Here is a 15328-nt window from a genome sequence, read left to right on the forward strand (position 1 = left end):
CATTGCGTTTTAAGCGGAAGTAGTAGATTGGTTTTTGTGCTTGAAAAAATCTATACTGTAGAAAATTTTGTTCACACCAAGACCCATCGCCGTTTTGTCGGCATCCCTATTCCTTTTTGCATGTGCTGAAACCCCTTCCGAACCAAAGAAGGACGTCGATGCAGCCTTTTGGGAATCTAGTAAGCAGTGTGGTGGTGATGAGGTTTATACAGTTGCCACGTTTATGGCGTCGACTATAGATAAAGATAAAGGCTTCGGAGGGGGAAACAAACTCCTTGGTGCAACAACGGATGGCCGAATTGTAACGATTAAGCTTCAGGTTTCCGATACATTTAAAAACGCGCCGCCTGTCAAAGGGCGTGATGGAGTCGCACAACTTCGTGATGTCGTATTAAAGAAATCGTGCAAAGAGCCGGTTTTTAAACGGTTTTTATCCTTGGGCGGAGAGTTTCATATGGATTTGATTCTAAAGTCCGGCAAGTCATACAGATCCGCGGTGATTAAAAATTGTTGATGGGCAACAAATACTCAATCTAGATCTGCATGACCTATTGGATGTGCAAACGCAAAAAAACCCCGCCGGTTAGGGCGGGGTTTCGTACAGGGGATGGGTTCTGATTCCACCCTGTAATTCAAAATCCGATTAGGACTTGGTGATCACCGGTACCATCAAATCACCCCAGTTCCCTTCGCCATTGTGATGCCGGCTAGACCGGATCAGCTCTACGGAAACACCGGCCTCTACAGCGCGAACAACGGATTGGTTTAACCGGTGTAGATCATTTGCCAGCATGCGAATTGCGCTGTCTGTTTGATCGATTTGCTCTGATGTAGGTGGTGTGATTGGTTTGATTTCGGCACTCATGGTAATCTCCTTTTCTATCCGATTATTCGAATTGGTTCATGGTATTGTCTTCGCCAGATGCTTTCAGGGCGGCATCACCAGCAAAGTACTCTTTGTGGTCATCGCCGATGTCTGATCCGGCCATGTTCTGATGCTTCACACAGGCAACGCCTTTGCGAATTTCTTGGCGCTGTACACCCTTAACGTAGCCCAGCATGCCGTCATCGCCGAAGTAGGTCTCGGTTAGGTTATTCATGGTCAAGGCTTCGGTGTGATAGGTCGGCAGGGTGATCAGGTGATGGAAAATGCCCGCCTCGCGTGCCGCGTCCGCTTGGAATGTGCGAATGCGGTTATCAGCCTCGGTAGACAGCTCTGAATCGTCATAGCTGGCATCCATCAATTTGGCGCGGTCATAGGCAGAAACATCTTTGCCTTCTTCTGACCAAGCATCAAAAACCTGCTGGCGGAAATTCAGCGTCCAGTTAAAGCTGGGCGAGTTATTATAAACCAGTTTCGCATTTGGGATAACCTCGCGAATGGCATCAACCATGCCCTTGATTTGCCCGATGTGGGGCTTCTCGGTTTCGATCCACAACAGATCCGCACCCTCTTGTAGGGATGTGATGCTGTCTAGAACACAGCGTGCCTCGCCCGTGCCAGCGCGGAATTGGAACAGGTTGGATGGTAGGCGCTTGGGGCGCACCATTTTGCCACCTTGGTTGATCAAAACATCGCCGTTTTTCATGTCGTCCATGGTAACTTCTTCGCAATCAAGGAAGCTGTTGTATTGATCCCCCAGATCACCGGGTGTCTCGGTGTAGGCGATTTGCTTGGTTAGGCCCGCACCCAGACTATCGGTACGTGTTACGATAACGCCATCATCAACGCCCAGCTCTAGGAATGCATAGCGCACCGCGCGCACCTTGGCCAAGAAATCAGAATGCGGAACCGTAACCTTACCATCTTGGTGGCCACATTGCTTCTCATCAGAAACTTGGTTCTCGATTTGAATACAGCAGGCGCCAGCCTCGATCATCTTCTTAGACAAAAGATACGTTGCCTCGGCATTCCCAAAGCCCGCATCGATATCTGCGATGATCGGCACAACATGGGTCTCGTGATTGTCAATCTTGTCCTGAGCTTCGGCGGCCTTAGCGGTGTCACCAGCGGCGGTCGCGGCATCCAGATCGCGGTACAGGTTGCCCAACTCGCGCGCATCTGCCTGACGCAAGAAGGTGTATAGCTCTTCGATCAAGGCGGGTACGGATGTTTTCTCGTGCATTGACTGATCAGGCAATGGCCCGAATTCAGAACGCAGTGCGGCAATCATCCAACCAGATAGATACAGGTATGATCCTTTGGTTGTGCCGAAATGCTTCTTGATAGAAATCATTTTTTGCTGGGCAACAAACCCATGCCAGCAACCCAGTGATTGGGTGTAATTCGCAGGATCAGCATCATAGGCGGCCATGTCTTTGCGCATGATACCAGCGGTGTATTTCGCAATATCTAGGCCAGTTAGGAAACGATTTTGGGCGCGCATACGGGCCACGGATTCGGCGTTAATGGAATCCCATGTGCCACCATAGCTTTCCTTTAGGCGGGCAATCTCGTTTGATTGGTTTTGATCATATGGCATTTTTGCCTCCGTCTGATTCTATTTGGTTTGTAAATTTTGGTAACTTGTAATCTTTGTTACAAATCAATCGGGGCAAATCACCAATTATTAGGCGGTTATTGCCTTTCGCGGCGTAATCTTGTAAAGATGTGGGCGATATCTCTTGTAAACTTGTAAAGATTGTAACAGACACATGGATCGAAAAATCTTCGCTGGGCCGCGGGTGAAACGCCTGCGCATGGCCCGCAACCTTAGCCAGACTGCAATGGCCAAAGAGCTGGAAATATCAGCCAGCTATCTAAACCTAATCGAGCGCAATCAACGCCCGCTAACGGTACAGCTGATCCTAAAGCTGTCGAAAACCTATAATGTTACCCCAGAGGAGCTGCACGGCGATACCGATGGTAGTGTAAATGCCCTAAAAGAGGTTTTTGCAGATGCTCTGCTGAAAGATGAATTGCCTGGGTATGAGGAATTGTTCGAATTAGCCGATGTCGCCCCGAATGTGGCCAGCGGCATTCAAAAGCTGCACCATGCCTACCGCCAATCCTTAGATCAGCTGTCAGAATTGAATGCCTTGTTGGCCAAGGGCGGGGCGGAAATTGATTTGGGCACCACAGGTAGCCCCCATGATCAGGTATTTCAGGCCATGGCGGGGCGCGCCAATTATTATGATGCGCTGGATCGCGCCTGCGAAGAAATGGCCAACAGTTTTGACCCCGCTCGGGGGCTGTGGACCAATCTGGTCGATTGGCTGGCCAAAGAGCACCATATCAATGTCCAGATGTTACCCGAAGAAACCATGCCCGAATGGCGCCACCACTATGATCGCCACTCGGCGCGTCTGTTTATCTCGGATCGCTTGGGGGTGGCGCATCGCCTGCTAGAGCTGGCCTCCTTTGTGGTGCATCTGGCATTCGAGGATAAAATCGAATCCGCGGTCCTGCGGTTGAACCTGCGGGATCAAATGTCCCAAGAGTTGGGCGCCAATGAAATGGCCCGCTATGGGGCGTTGGCCATTCTGATGCCTTATCGGCGGTTTTATACCGCGGCGGTGCGGGCCAAATATAACGTGACCGTTCTGGCTGGGCGCTTTGACGTGCCGTTTGAATTGATCGCGCGTCGCCTGACCAGCCTTGGGCGGATGAAAATGCAAGGCGCGCCGTTTTTCATGATCGTGGGTGATGGGGCGGGTAACCAAATCGCCTTGTTGGGTACCGCGGGTTTTCCGCGTATTGAATTTGGGGGGCGCTGTCCCAAGCTTAAAATTTATCGCGCTGACGAGCGTTCGCTACAGCTGTGCCGCGAAGTTGTGGAAATGCCCAATGGTGATCAATTCCTAACCCTAACCAAGGCGAATGTCTTGCCCGATGGGGTCTCTCATCGTGGGGCAAAACAAACCACCACCATGCTGGTGTGTGATGCCAAAGAGGCAATGGATTTGTTCTATGATGTTACACGGCGGGCCATTCCGGTCGGGCCTAATTGTCGGCTATGTGACCGCGGGCATTGTGCCCAGCGCGCCGAGGCCCCAATCACCCAGCCTATCGCCATCAGCAAAATCCAGCGCAGCATTTCGGATTTTGAATTCAAATCCTAGGGTACCAGCAGGATTTTCCCGTGGTGGCCGCCCGCCTCCATCTGACGGTGCGCCTCTGCGGCCTGTTCAAACGGTAGGATTGCATGGGTGTGCGGCGCAATCTTGCCGTCCACAAACTTCGGCCAAACCTCGGAGCGCAAATCGGCGGCAATGCTGGATTTATAGGCATCTGGGCGCGAGCGCAGGGTTGATCCCGTTAGGGTCAGGCGCTTTAGCATGATCGGCATCAGGTTGATCTCGACCTTTGATCCCGCATTGAAGGCCAGCTGAACAATGCGGGCATCCGCATGGGCGGCTTTTATGTTCTTGGCGATGTAATCCCCACCAATGATATCTAGGATTACATTGGCACCACCCGCATCTCGTAGGATTTCCACAAAATCTTCGGATGTGTAGTCAATGGCGCGCTCGGCACCTAGGGTGGATACATAGGTGCGCGCTAGCGGTGCACAGGTGGTAAAAACCCGCATACCCATGCGCGCGGCCAGCTGAATAGCGGCGGACCCGATCCCCCCTGCGCCGCCATGCACCAGCAGGATATCGCCTTTATTGATTTGCTGGTTGTGGAAAACATTGCTCCAGACTGTGAAGAATGTTTCGCATAGCCCCGCCGCATCTATGATCGACACGCCCTTGGGCACGGGCAAGCAATGGCTGGCATTCACGGCCACATATTCCGCATAGCCCCCACCATTGCACAGGGCACAAACCGCATCATCGATTTTCCATCCCTTGACCCCTGAACCGGTGGCCACGATTGTGCCAGAAACCTCTAGCCCCAGCAGATCGCTGGCGCCCTTGGGCGGTGGATAATGGCCGCGCCTCTGAACCAGATCTGGCCCGTTCACACCGGCGGCATTAACCCGTATCAGCACTTGGTTTTTACCAATTTCTGGCACGCCACGCTGACCAACATATAGTTCGTCATACCCACCCGGTTGGCGCATTTCGACGGTTCTCATGGTGTCTGGGATCATCAGATGTCCTTAGTTCTTGGTGGCCTCGACAAGGTATAATTTATTGGGTTACAGATTGATCATCAGATTGGCAAATAAAATTGGGCGGCATAGATGGTTGATATTCGAGATATGGAAATGCTTATTGCCCTTGCGCAACACCAACATTTTTCTCTGGCTGCGGATCAGTGCGGAGTATCTCAGCCAGCATTTTCTGCCCGTATCCGTAAAATTGAATCCGATCTGGGCCTGTCGATTGTGCGGCGTGGAAACAAGTTCCAGGACTTCACCCGCGAGGGCGAGTTATTGTTGAAGTGGTCGCGCAAAATTCTGGCAGATGTCCAAGGCATGCATCAGGATCTGGAAATAGCCAAAGGCCAGCTGCGAGGTAAATTGGTGATCGGTGCGGTACCAACATCCCTGCCGTTTGTGGCGGGTGCGGCGGCGGATCTACGCGATGAATACCCCGATTTGATGGTCGAGATTCATTCGATGTCATCCCAGCAAATCGCCAAGGGCCTTAATGACTTTCGCCTTGATGCAGGGATTATCTATGTCGGGGCGGATGTTGGGCTGAATGCGGCACTAGAGCCGCTGTATGACGAGCAGTATTTCCTAACTGCGCCCAAAGGGATGGTTGATCCTGAGCGGCATGAAATAACATGGGACGAAGCGGCGAAATTGCCCCTATGCTTGTTGACGCGCAATATGCGCAACCGCCAGATCATTGATGCGGCCTTTCAATCCATCGGCGCGGCCCCAGAGCCGGTGGCAGAGACCAGCGGGTTTACTGCGGCGGTATCCTTGGTTGCGCGCGGGGCTGTGGCCACCATTACCCCAAAGAGCATTGCCCAAAGCATGTTTAGCCATGCGGATGTTGTCCACCTGCCCTTGGTTGGGCCGCGCCTGTCGCATTCTATTGGGCTGGCGGTTCAAGAGCACGATCCGGCCTTACCTGCGCTGGATGCCCTGCGGCGGGTGATCAAGGCTTCAATATAACCAAAAACAATAGCGCAGTAACTAATAGTTATTTGTATTTATAACCAAGCCACGTAACATAGCCCCACTCAGCATAGGAGATTGGGGTGAACATCGAAAACCAGCCAGGAATTTGGAAATCAGGCCGCGGCAAGGGGCGCAAGGTTCCAAAGGGTCGCCAGTTTGAAGATACCGCATTACAACAGGTGCAGGCGCTGCTGGCTGATCGCCCCCGTGCCCGCGACCTGTTGATAGAGTTTCTGCATCTGATCCAAGATGAGTATGGCCATATTTCGGCGGTGCATCTACGCGCATTGGCCGAGGAAATGCGCCTGTCTCAGGCCGAGGTTTACGAGGTGGCCACCTTCTATGCGCATTTCGATGTAGTGAAAGAGGACGAAGCCCCGCCCCCCGATCTGACCATTCGGGTTTGCGATAGCCTGTCATGTGAGCTGGCCGGGGCGCAGGCCCTGTTGGCGGCTCTGCGTGATGGTATGGATCCAGCGCAGGTGCGGGTTCTGCGTGCGCCCTGCATGGGGCGTTGTGATACCGCACCGGTCTTGGAAATCGGGCATAATCATATCGATCATGCCACGCCGGAACTGGTACAACAGGCGATTGCGGCGGATGACACCCACGCCCATATCCCTGACTACGAGGATTTCGCCGCCTACAGTGCGGCGGGGGGCTATGATGCCCTGCGTGATCTGCGCGCCGGCGCCAAAACCCCTGATCAGGTGCAAGACGATATCTTGGCATCGGGCCTGCGCGGCCTTGGTGGCGCTGGTTTTCCATCGGGGCGCAAATGGTCGTTTGTACGCGCCGAGTCTGGCCCGCGATACTTGGCAGTAAATGGTGACGAAGGCGAACCGGGCACATTTAAGGATCGCTATTACCTAGAGCGCATCCCTCATGCCTTCCTAGAGGGTATGCTGATTGCGGCATGGGCTGTAGATGCGGAAAAATGCTTTATTTATATGCGCGATGAATACCCTGCGGTTCTTGAAATTCTAGCCCGTGAGATTGCGGCGCTGGAACGGTCGGGTGTTGTGGATGCGGGCTATATTGATCTACGCCGCGGCGCGGGTGCTTATATCTGCGGAGAAGAGAGCGCGATGATCGAGAGCATCGAGGGCAAGCGTGGTTTGCCCCGCCATCGCCCGCCCTTTGTGGCGCAGGTGGGTATATTCAATCGCCCGACCTTGGTGCATAATGTGGAAACATTGCATTGGGTGTCAAAAATTTGCCGCGAAGGCCCCGAATGCCTGAACAGCACCGAGCTAAACGGCCGCGTTGGCCTACGATCCTATTCCGTATCTGGGCGGGTCAAAAATGCAGGCGTGCACCTGCTGCCCGCTGGGTCGACCATCACCGATATCATCGCCGCCGCTGGTGGAATGATGGATGGGCACCAGTTTAAGGCCTACCAGCCAGGGGGGCCATCATCTGGGATTTTGCCGGCGCATATGAATGATATCCCACTGGATTTCGATACATTACAACCCCACGGCACCTTTATTGGATCAGCTGCGGTGGTGATCCTGTCTGATCAAGATAGCGCCAAAGAGGCGGCCCTGAATATGCTGAGATTTTTCGAAGACGAAAGCTGTGGACAATGCACGCCCTGCCGCGTGGGCTGTAGCAAGGCCGTTCAGTTGATGCAGGCCGATACTTGGGACACGGACCTGCTAGAAGAGCTGAGCAGTGTGATGGTGGATGCATCAATCTGTGGCCTTGGCCAAGCGGCCCCTAACCCGATCCGCCTGACGATCAAACATTTTGCCGACGAGGTCTCATCATGAGCGAGAAAATCACCTTCACCCTAGATGGCAAAGAGATCAGCGCAGACAGCGACCAAACGATTTGGCAAATTGCAAAGGATCAGGGCACGACCATACCGCATTTGTGCCACAAGGATGCCTCTGGATATCAGCCAGACGGCAATTGCCGTGCCTGTATGGTGGAAATCGATGGCGAGCGCACGCTGGCCGCATCCTGTGTGCGCACCCCTACGCAGGGCATGGTGGTAAAATCGGCCTCTACGCGGGCGAAAACTGCCCAGAAAATGGTGGTGGAAATGTTGGTGGCCGATCAGCCCCCCCGCGAAACCGCCCATGACAAGAATTCCCACCTTTGGAACATTGCCGATCAGCACGGCATAGAGACCAGCCGCCTGCCCGCGCGCGCGCGCGATAGCGTGCCCCTGCTGGATGCATCGCATCTGGCAATGGCGGTAAATCTGGACGCCTGTATCAGCTGTAATTTATGTGTGCGGGCCTGTGGCGATGTGCAGGTAAATGATGTGATTGGCCTATCTGGGCGCGGGATGAATTCCAAAATCACTTTTGATTTCGATGACCCTATGGGCGCGTCTAGCTGTGTTGCCTGTGGGGAATGCGTACAGGCATGCCCAACGGGGGCTTTGATGCCTGCGGCGGTGCTGGATGAAAATCAGGTGGGCGACAGCGCTGATTACGACCGCGAGGTGAAATCCGTCTGCCCCTATTGCGGGGTAGGCTGTCAGCTGTCGTTCAAGATCAAGGACGATAAAATTGCGTGGGTTGATGGCGTAGATGGCCCAGCCAATGAAAACCGCCTGTGCGTTAAGGGGCGTTTTGGATTTGATTATATTGACCACCCGCATCGCCTGACTACGCCGCTGATCCGGCGCGATGATGCACCGGCCAAGGGGCTGAATGTTGACCCTGCCAATCTGTCCACACATTTTCGCGAGGCCACATGGGATGAGGCGCTGGACGCCGCCGCCAATGGGCTGCGCGGGCGCGGCGCAGAAATCGCAGGCCTTGGTTCGGCGAAATGTTCTAACGAAGAGGCCTACCTCTTTCAAAAGCTGATCCGCCAAGCATTTAAGCATAACAACGTCGATCACTGTACACGTCTGTGCCACGCCTCTTCGGTGGCGGCCCTGCTGGAAAACGTGGGATCAGGGGCCGTGACGGCCACGTTTAACGAGATCGAAAACGCGGATGTGGCCATATTGATTGGCTGTAATCCCGCCGAAAACCACCCCGTTGCCGCCAGCTATTTTAAACAGTTCACCAAACGTGGTGGCAAGCTGATCATCATGGATCCGCGCGGTCAGGCCATGAAGCGCCACGCAGAGCACATGCTGCAATTTCGCCCTGGCACCGATGTGGCCATGCTGAATGCGATCATGAATGTGATCGTAGAAGAAGGTCTGTACGACGAACAATACATCAAAGGCTACACAGAAAATTGGGAGGCGATGAAGACGCATCTGGCGGATTTCCCCCCAGAAAAGATGGCAGAGCTATGCGGCATTGATGCCCAGACCCTACGCGTGGTGGCGCGCGAATTCGCAGGCGCCAAGGCGGGCATGATCTTCTGGGGCATGGGGATTTCACAGCATATCCACGGCACAGACAACTCGCGATGCTTGATCTCTCTGGCCTTGATGACGGGTCAAATTGGCCGCCCCGGTGCGGGGCTTCATCCGCTGCGCGGTCAGAACAATGTACAGGGCGCATCTGATGCGGGTCTGATCCCGATGTTCCTGCCTGATTATCAATCGGTCGAGGATGATGGTGTGCGCAGTGCCTTTACCGAGGTGTGGAAATCGGATGATTTCAGCAATCAGAAAGGCCTAACCACGGTAGAGATGATCGATGCAATCGATGCAGGTCAGGTGAAGGGCATGTATATTCTGGGTGAAAACCCAGCCATGTCTGACCCGGATGTAGAACATGCCCGCGCGGCATTTGCCAAATTGGATTGTATGGTGGTTCAGGATATTTTCCTAACCGAGACCGCGAATTTCGCGGATGTGATTTTTCCAGCCTCTGCTTGGGCAGAGAAAACCGGTACCGCGACCAACACCAATCGTCAGGTGCAAATGGGTCGCCCCGCGGTATCCCCGCCCGGCGATGCACGCGAAGATTGGTGGATCACCACAGAATTGGCCAAACGGCTGGGCCTAAATTGGGATTACACACATCCCAAACAGGTGTTCAACGAAATGAAGCAAAATATGAAGTCGTTGGATAATATCACATGGGAGCGTCTAGAGCAGGCGGCGGTGACCTATCCCAGCCTATCGCCCACGGATCCGGGGCAACCGATTGTATTTGGCGACGGTTTCCCACGCTCAGATGGGCGGGCACGTTTTACCCCCGCACAGGTAACTGCCCCCGCAGAGGTGCCGGATGCAGATTTCCCTATGATCTTAACCACAGGGCGTCAGCTGGAGCATTGGCATACAGGATCAATGACGCGCCGCGCATCGGTGTTGGACTGGGCCGAGCCAGAGGCAAATGCATCCCTACACCCCAAAACCCTGCGCAAAATGGGGGTAAAGGCGGGCGATATGATCACCATCGAAACACGCCGCGGTGCGATTCAGATTATGGCGCGCGCTGACCGTGCGGTATCCGAGGATATGGTCTTTGTGCCCTTTGCCTATGTCGAGGCATCGGCAAATGTTTTGACAAATCCTAAATTGGATCCTTATGGCAAAATCCCAGAGTTTAAGTTCGCCGCCTGTCGTGTAGCGCCGGCGGAACAGGCGATCAGCGCAGCAGAATAGCGCGAAGATGGGGGATGCGCTATGCGCGCTGATCAGCTAATCTGGTGGTGAACTGCCAGAGGGATGCCGCATGAAAATTCTGATACTTGGGGCGTCTTATGGCTCGCTGTTGTCGACAAAATTGTTGATGGCAGGGCATGATGTTACACTGATTTGCCGCGAGGAAACGGCGCATCTGATTAATACCCATGGGACAGAGGTGCGGCTAAAGTTACGCGGTGAAAATCAACATCGGCAAATCCTATCGCAAAATCTGGCAGGAACTGTGGATGCCACGACACCTGATGCGGCGATGCCAATGGATTACGATCTGATTGCATTCGCAATGCAAGAACCACAGTACAGCGCCCCAAATGTGCGGGCGCTGATGGGGCGCATCGCGCAGAGCAAAAAACCTTGCCTGTCGATTATGAATATGCCCCCCCTTGCCTATTTAAATCGCATTCAGGCCTTGCGTGATATCGATTTGGAATCTTGCTATAGCGCCCCTGATATTTGGCGCGATTTTGATCCAGACCTAATCAGCCTGTGCAGTCCAGACCCGCAGGCATTTCGCCCACCCCAAGAGGCCAACAATGTTTTGCACGTTGGTCTGCCGACCAATTTCAAGGCTGCTAAATTTGGCAACGCCACCCATACTGAGCTGCTGGAACGGCTGGCTACGGATATTGCTGATCTGCGTTTCGAGGGCCAAGATGTGCCGGTAAAATTGCGCCTACACGATAGCCTGTTTGTACCCTTGGCAAAATGGTCAATGTTGTTGGCGGGGAATTACCGCTGTGTTTTACGTGCAGGAGAACAATCCATACAGCATGCGGTACATGCTGATTTGGCCGCCTCGGAAAAGATGTATGTCTGGGTGGATGAACTGGCGCAAACGCTGGGCGCGGACAGTGCCGATCAGGTACCATTTGAAAAATATGCCCGTGCTGCGCAGGGGTTGCTAAAACCCAGCAGCGCCGCGCGGGCAATCGCCGCCGGTGCCAAGCATATCGAACGCGTAGATTTGCTGGTTCAGGCCATCGCGCGATCATTGAACATGCAAAATAGTATGGTTGATGAAATCGTCAGTACCGTTAATCACCGACTAGCCGAAAATCGCAAAAGGCAGTAAAAGGCTCTTATTGGCTGAATTGCGAAATAGGGGGCATGCATGAAATTTGAGAAAGTCGCGTTCCGCGGAAAATCTATTTGCATCGCGCTGTGTAGTCATGGGCGACGCGAGATGCTGTTGCGCCTGCTACGTTCGATTGCTGATCTTTACGTAGAAGATTATTATACGGTTTCGGTTCTGGTGGTTGAAAACGAGGTTGAACCCAAACTAGAGGCCGAGCTGAAGGCGTTGGATTTCCCATTCCCGCTTCACTATACCCATGAGCCAAATCTGGGGCTGGTGAATGCACGCAACCGTATTTTCACCGAGTTGGAAAAGATGGATGTGGATTGGATGTGCGGGGTGGACGACGACGAGGTTTTGCACCCCGATTGGCTGGTGCGATACGAACAGGCGGTGACAGAGCTGCCAGATTGCATGGCCTTTATCGGGGCGGTTTCTTGTAATTATGGCCCTGATTTTTCTAAGTATGTCCCGCATCGGATCACCTCAAATCGCAAGCTGGGTGCAGCGCCGGAATTCTATACCACGGGCAATTACATGATCCACCGAAAGCTTTATCACAGCGACGATATCGGCCATCGGTTTGATCCACGATTTAACACCTCTGGTGGTGAGGATACGGCTTTTTTCGTGTGGATCGAAAAGCAAAACCACGAGATTTGTTTTGTGCCAGAGGCAATAGTTTACGAGGAAATGCACGGCGAGCGAAACCGGTTTTCAAGCGTATTTCGCCGCCATCGCCGCCGCTGGGGTGTGCATCATAAAATTTTGCGGCCCTATAGATCAGGGCCAAGTTACACCAAACAGGTACTATTGCGTCTGTGCCGCGAAATCTTTCTAGCGCTGGGGGATGTAACGCGGGGGCTGATATTGCTCTTGGTGAATACCAAAAAGGCCAGATTGGCAATTGGCAGCGCGGGGATGCGTATGGCGGTGGTGTTGGGCACCATAGACTACTATTGCAAGATAAATACACATGAATACGGATATTTCGAAAAGTGATTTTTTTTACTTTATATTTTGAATTTTTGCGATAACAGTCGGACTACACTCACCTATCTAGGAAAATAAAATGAAAAAAGCACTTATGATCGCAGGCGGTTTCATCGCATCTGCATCAGCAGTTATCGCCGGTACACTAACTGAGCCAGCTGTTGAAGAAATGGTAAAAGTTGAAGAAGCTGGTTCTTCTTCTTCTGGTATCCTGATCCCATTGTTGATCGTTGCAGTTGTTGCAGCTGTTATCGCATCTAGCGACGACGACGACGACAACGCTTCTGTATACTAATTCTAGTATCTCTGAATTGAAAAGGGCGGCCAGTTTGGCCGCCCTTTTTTGTGCGTAGGGTTGAATTTACTTCAGCAATTCAACCAGTGTTTCGCCCAGTTTCGCAGGGGATGGAGAGACAGAGATACCTGCGGCTTTCATTGCCTCGATCTTGTCCTCGGCACCACCTTTGCCGCCGGAAATAACAGCGCCCGCATGGCCCATTGTACGGCCCGGAGGCGCTGTACGACCCGCGATAAAGCCTACCACCGGTTTCTTGCGGCCCTTCTTGGCTTCGTCAATTAGGAACTGCGCGGCTTCTTCTTCTGCGCTGCCGCCAATTTCACCAATCATGATGATCGACTTGGTTGCTTCATCCGCTAGGTACAGTTCCAAAATATCGATGAATTCCGTACCCTTAACTGGATCACCACCAATACCCACGGCTGATGTCTGACCCAGACCCGCAACTGTCGTTTGGTATACGGCCTCGTAGGTCAATGTACCCGAGCGAGACAAAACACCCACAGACCCGTTTTTAAAGATAGAACCGGGCATAATGCCGATTTTACATTGATCAGGTGTCATAAGGCCGGGACAGTTTGGCCCGATCAAGCGAGAATTAGATGCATCCAGCTTTTCTTTAACACGTACCATATCCATCACAGGCACACCTTCGGTGATACATGTGATCAATTCGATGCCCGCATCAATCGCTTCTTCGATTGCGGCGGCGGCGCCGGCAGGGGGTACATAGATCACAGATGCGCTCGCGCCTGTTACGTCCTTGGCTTCTGCCACGGATGCAAATATTGGCAATGCTTGGCCGCTGGCGGCTGTCCAATCTGTGCCACCTTTTTTAGGGTGCGTACCCGCAACCATTTGCGTACCGTGATAGGCCAATGCCTGTTCTGTATGAAATGTACCGGTTTTTCCGGTCAGGCCTTGAACGATGATTTTAGTGTCTGAGTTGATTAAGATAGACATGATATTATCCTTTCACCGCTTTAACAATTTTCTGGGCGGCGTCGTCCAGATCGTCGGCGGCAATTACATTCAGGCCGCTTTCGTTGATCAATTTCTTGCCCTCGGCAACTTTGGTGCCCTCTAGGCGAACAACCAATGGAACCTCAAGACCTACGTCTTTCACCGCTTGGATCACGCCCTCGGCGATGACATCACAGCGCATGATGCCACCAAAGATGTTCACCAAAATGCCCTTTACGTTCGGGTCGGATGTGATGATTTTAAATGCGGCAGTCACCTTTTCTGTTGTGGCACCACCACCAACGTCCAAGAAGTTTGCAGGAGATGCGCCGTATAATTTGATGATGTCCATTGTGGCCATGGCCAAACCAGCACCGTTCACCATACAGCCAATTTCACCATCTAGGGCGATATAGGCCAGATCGTATTTCGAGGCCTCGATCTCTTTGGCGTCTTCTTCTGTCTCGTCGCGGTATTCCATGATGTCTGGGTGGCGGAACAATGCGTTGCCATCAAATGATACCTTGGCATCCAAAACCTGCACGTCGTTTTTCTTGGTCACGATCAGCGGATTGATTTCCAGCAAGGCCATGTCTTTTTCAACGAATGCTTTGTACAGAACCTTGAACAATGCAATGCCCTGCTCGCGGGCAGTACCCTCTAGCTTATAGGCGTCGGCGATTTTCGCCGCATCCGCGTCCGTGCAACCCGCGGCGGCACTAATGCCGATTGTGTGGATCAATTCTGGTGTTTCTTCGGCAACGGCCTCGATGTCCATGCCGCCCTCGGTAGAGGCCACGAAGGATGTCTGACCTGTTTCACGATCAACCAAGATGGATAGGTACAATTCGCTTTCGATGTCAGCGCCATCTTCGATATACAAACGGTTTACCTGTTTGCCTGCTGGGCCAGTTTGCGCGGTTACCAATGTGTTGCCAAACATTTCTTTGACGTTGGCCAATGCTTCTTCGGCAGAGAATGAAACGCGTACGCCGCCTTTGGCATCCTCGGGCAGTTCTACGAATTTACCTTTGCCGCGGCCACCTGCGTGGATTTGGCTTTTTACCACCCAAACAGGGCCGGGCAGGGAGTTTATAGCGGCCTCAGCCTGTGTGATATCGGTTATCGCCGCGCCATCCGCAACCGGTGCGCCAAAACCCTTTAGGATCTGTTTGGCTTGGTATTCATGAATGTTCATTCTCTCTCTCCTGAGTGTACTCGACTTCGAATATGTGTCCAACTTAGTTCACTTAGATAGGGGTAATAACGATTTTGACCCGGCTATACCAGTGCTTACTGGTGAACAGCAGAAACCTAGGCTGTATGTGATCACAAATTAAGCGCGCTAAAAGTTCTAATTACCGATCAACGGTGAAATGAGGCAGATCGAGGCGCAT

At 52.8% G+C, this 15328-nt stretch carries 13 protein-coding genes; 8 read left to right on the forward strand and 5 right to left on the reverse strand.

Features of this window, described 5'->3' with window-relative positions:
* Nucleotides 1-67: 67 nt before the first annotated feature.
* On the forward strand, nt 68-514 hold the full coding sequence (locus QQL62_RS09385; protein ID WP_284378183.1) for a hypothetical protein: 447 nt from the start codon (nt 68-70) through the stop codon (nt 512-514).
* A 129-nt stretch (nt 515-643) separates the two neighbouring features.
* On the opposite strand, the gene QQL62_RS09390 is transcribed toward QQL62_RS09385, so the two are convergent.
* Both QQL62_RS09390 and QQL62_RS09395 read right to left on the reverse strand, forming a co-directional pair.
* Nucleotides 644-865, reverse strand: coding sequence for an SMc00767 family acetate metabolism repressor (locus tag QQL62_RS09390; protein WP_284378185.1), 222 nt, complete (start codon nt 863-865; stop codon nt 644-646).
* A 22-nt stretch (nt 866-887) separates the two neighbouring features.
* Nucleotides 888-2483, reverse strand: coding sequence for an isocitrate lyase (locus QQL62_RS09395; protein WP_284378187.1), 1596 nt, complete (start codon nt 2481-2483; stop codon nt 888-890).
* A 172-nt stretch (nt 2484-2655) separates the two neighbouring features.
* Between QQL62_RS09395 and QQL62_RS09400 the strand changes: the two genes are divergently transcribed.
* Entirely contained in the window at nt 2656-4062 is a 1407-nt protein-coding gene (locus QQL62_RS09400; protein ID WP_284378190.1) for a helix-turn-helix domain-containing protein, read from the forward strand.
* On the opposite strand, the gene QQL62_RS09405 is transcribed toward QQL62_RS09400, so the two are convergent.
* A complete protein-coding gene (locus tag QQL62_RS09405) occupies nt 4059-5039 on the reverse strand; it encodes an NAD(P)H-quinone oxidoreductase (protein WP_284378193.1) in 981 nt (326 codons plus the stop codon). The two genes, QQL62_RS09400 and QQL62_RS09405, sit on opposite strands and share 4 nt — an antisense overlap.
* A 93-nt stretch (nt 5040-5132) precedes the next feature.
* On the opposite strand from QQL62_RS09405, the gene QQL62_RS09410 reads away from it, so the two are divergent.
* The 6 genes from QQL62_RS09410 (at nt 5133) to QQL62_RS09435 (ending at nt 12965) form a co-directional block, all read left to right on the forward strand.
* Complete coding sequence (locus QQL62_RS09410) at nt 5133-6017, forward strand: LysR family transcriptional regulator (protein ID WP_284378196.1); 885 nt, start codon at nt 5133-5135, stop codon at nt 6015-6017.
* A gap of 86 nt (nt 6018-6103) precedes the next feature.
* Complete coding sequence (locus QQL62_RS09415; RefSeq protein WP_284378199.1) at nt 6104-7798, forward strand: NAD(P)H-dependent oxidoreductase subunit E; 1695 nt, start codon at nt 6104-6106, stop codon at nt 7796-7798.
* The gene (gene fdhF / locus QQL62_RS09420) at nt 7795-10560 is read left to right on the forward strand and encodes a formate dehydrogenase subunit alpha (RefSeq protein ID WP_284378201.1); all 2766 of its coding nucleotides are present in this window, start codon (nt 7795-7797) and stop codon (nt 10558-10560) included. Before QQL62_RS09415 ends, fdhF begins: the two co-directional genes overlap by 4 nt.
* A 70-nt stretch (nt 10561-10630) precedes the next feature.
* Complete coding sequence (locus QQL62_RS09425; RefSeq protein ID WP_284378204.1) at nt 10631-11674, forward strand: ketopantoate reductase family protein; 1044 nt, start codon at nt 10631-10633, stop codon at nt 11672-11674.
* 39 nt (nt 11675-11713) lie between these two features.
* Entirely contained in the window at nt 11714-12679 is a 966-nt protein-coding gene (locus QQL62_RS09430) for a glycosyltransferase family 2 protein (protein ID WP_284378207.1), read from the forward strand.
* 70 nt (nt 12680-12749) lie between these two features.
* On the forward strand, nt 12750-12965 hold the full coding sequence (locus QQL62_RS09435) for a hypothetical protein (protein ID WP_284378209.1): 216 nt from the start codon (nt 12750-12752) through the stop codon (nt 12963-12965).
* Nucleotides 12966-13031: 66 nt separating this feature from the next.
* Here the strand turns inward: QQL62_RS09435 and sucD are convergent, their stop codons facing one another.
* Complete coding sequence (gene sucD, locus QQL62_RS09440) at nt 13032-13931, reverse strand: succinate--CoA ligase subunit alpha (RefSeq protein ID WP_284378211.1); 900 nt, start codon at nt 13929-13931, stop codon at nt 13032-13034.
* A 4-nt stretch (nt 13932-13935) separates the two neighbouring features.
* The gene (gene sucC, locus QQL62_RS09445; RefSeq protein ID WP_431355757.1) at nt 13936-15129 is read right to left on the reverse strand and encodes an ADP-forming succinate--CoA ligase subunit beta; all 1194 of its coding nucleotides are present in this window, start codon (nt 15127-15129) and stop codon (nt 13936-13938) included.
* Nucleotides 15130-15328 lie beyond the last annotated feature (199 nt).

Origin of the sequence: Amylibacter marinus, assembly GCF_030160015.1 — a bacterium.
Taxonomy (GTDB): Bacteria; Pseudomonadota; Alphaproteobacteria; order Rhodobacterales; family Rhodobacteraceae; genus Amylibacter; species Amylibacter marinus.

Bases quoted from the DNA above. Each gene is read 5' to 3' on its own strand.
- QQL62_RS09390 (WP_284378185.1), bottom strand. From the start codon at position 865: ATGAGTGCCGAAATCAAACCAATCACACCACCTACATCAGAGCAAATC.
- QQL62_RS09395 (WP_284378187.1), bottom strand. From the start codon at position 2,483: ATGCCATATGATCAAAACCAATCAAACGAGATTGCCCGCCTAAAGGAA.
- QQL62_RS09400 (WP_284378190.1), top strand. From the start codon at position 2,656: ATGGATCGAAAAATCTTCGCTGGGCCGCGGGTGAAACGCCTGCGCATG.
- QQL62_RS09405 (WP_284378193.1), bottom strand. From the start codon at position 5,039: ATGATCCCAGACACCATGAGAACCGTCGAAATGCGCCAACCGGGTGGG.
- QQL62_RS09410 (WP_284378196.1), top strand. From the start codon at position 5,133: ATGGTTGATATTCGAGATATGGAAATGCTTATTGCCCTTGCGCAACAC.
- fdhF (WP_284378201.1), top strand. From the start codon at position 7,795: ATGAGCGAGAAAATCACCTTCACCCTAGATGGCAAAGAGATCAGCGCA.
- QQL62_RS09425 (WP_284378204.1), top strand. From the start codon at position 10,631: ATGAAAATTCTGATACTTGGGGCGTCTTATGGCTCGCTGTTGTCGACA.
- QQL62_RS09430 (WP_284378207.1), top strand. From the start codon at position 11,714: ATGAAATTTGAGAAAGTCGCGTTCCGCGGAAAATCTATTTGCATCGCG.
- QQL62_RS09435 (WP_284378209.1), top strand. From the start codon at position 12,750: ATGAAAAAAGCACTTATGATCGCAGGCGGTTTCATCGCATCTGCATCA.
- sucD (WP_284378211.1), bottom strand. From the start codon at position 13,931: ATGTCTATCTTAATCAACTCAGACACTAAAATCATCGTTCAAGGCCTG.
- sucC (WP_431355757.1), bottom strand. From the start codon at position 15,129: ATGAACATTCATGAATACCAAGCCAAACAGATCCTAAAGGGTTTTGGC.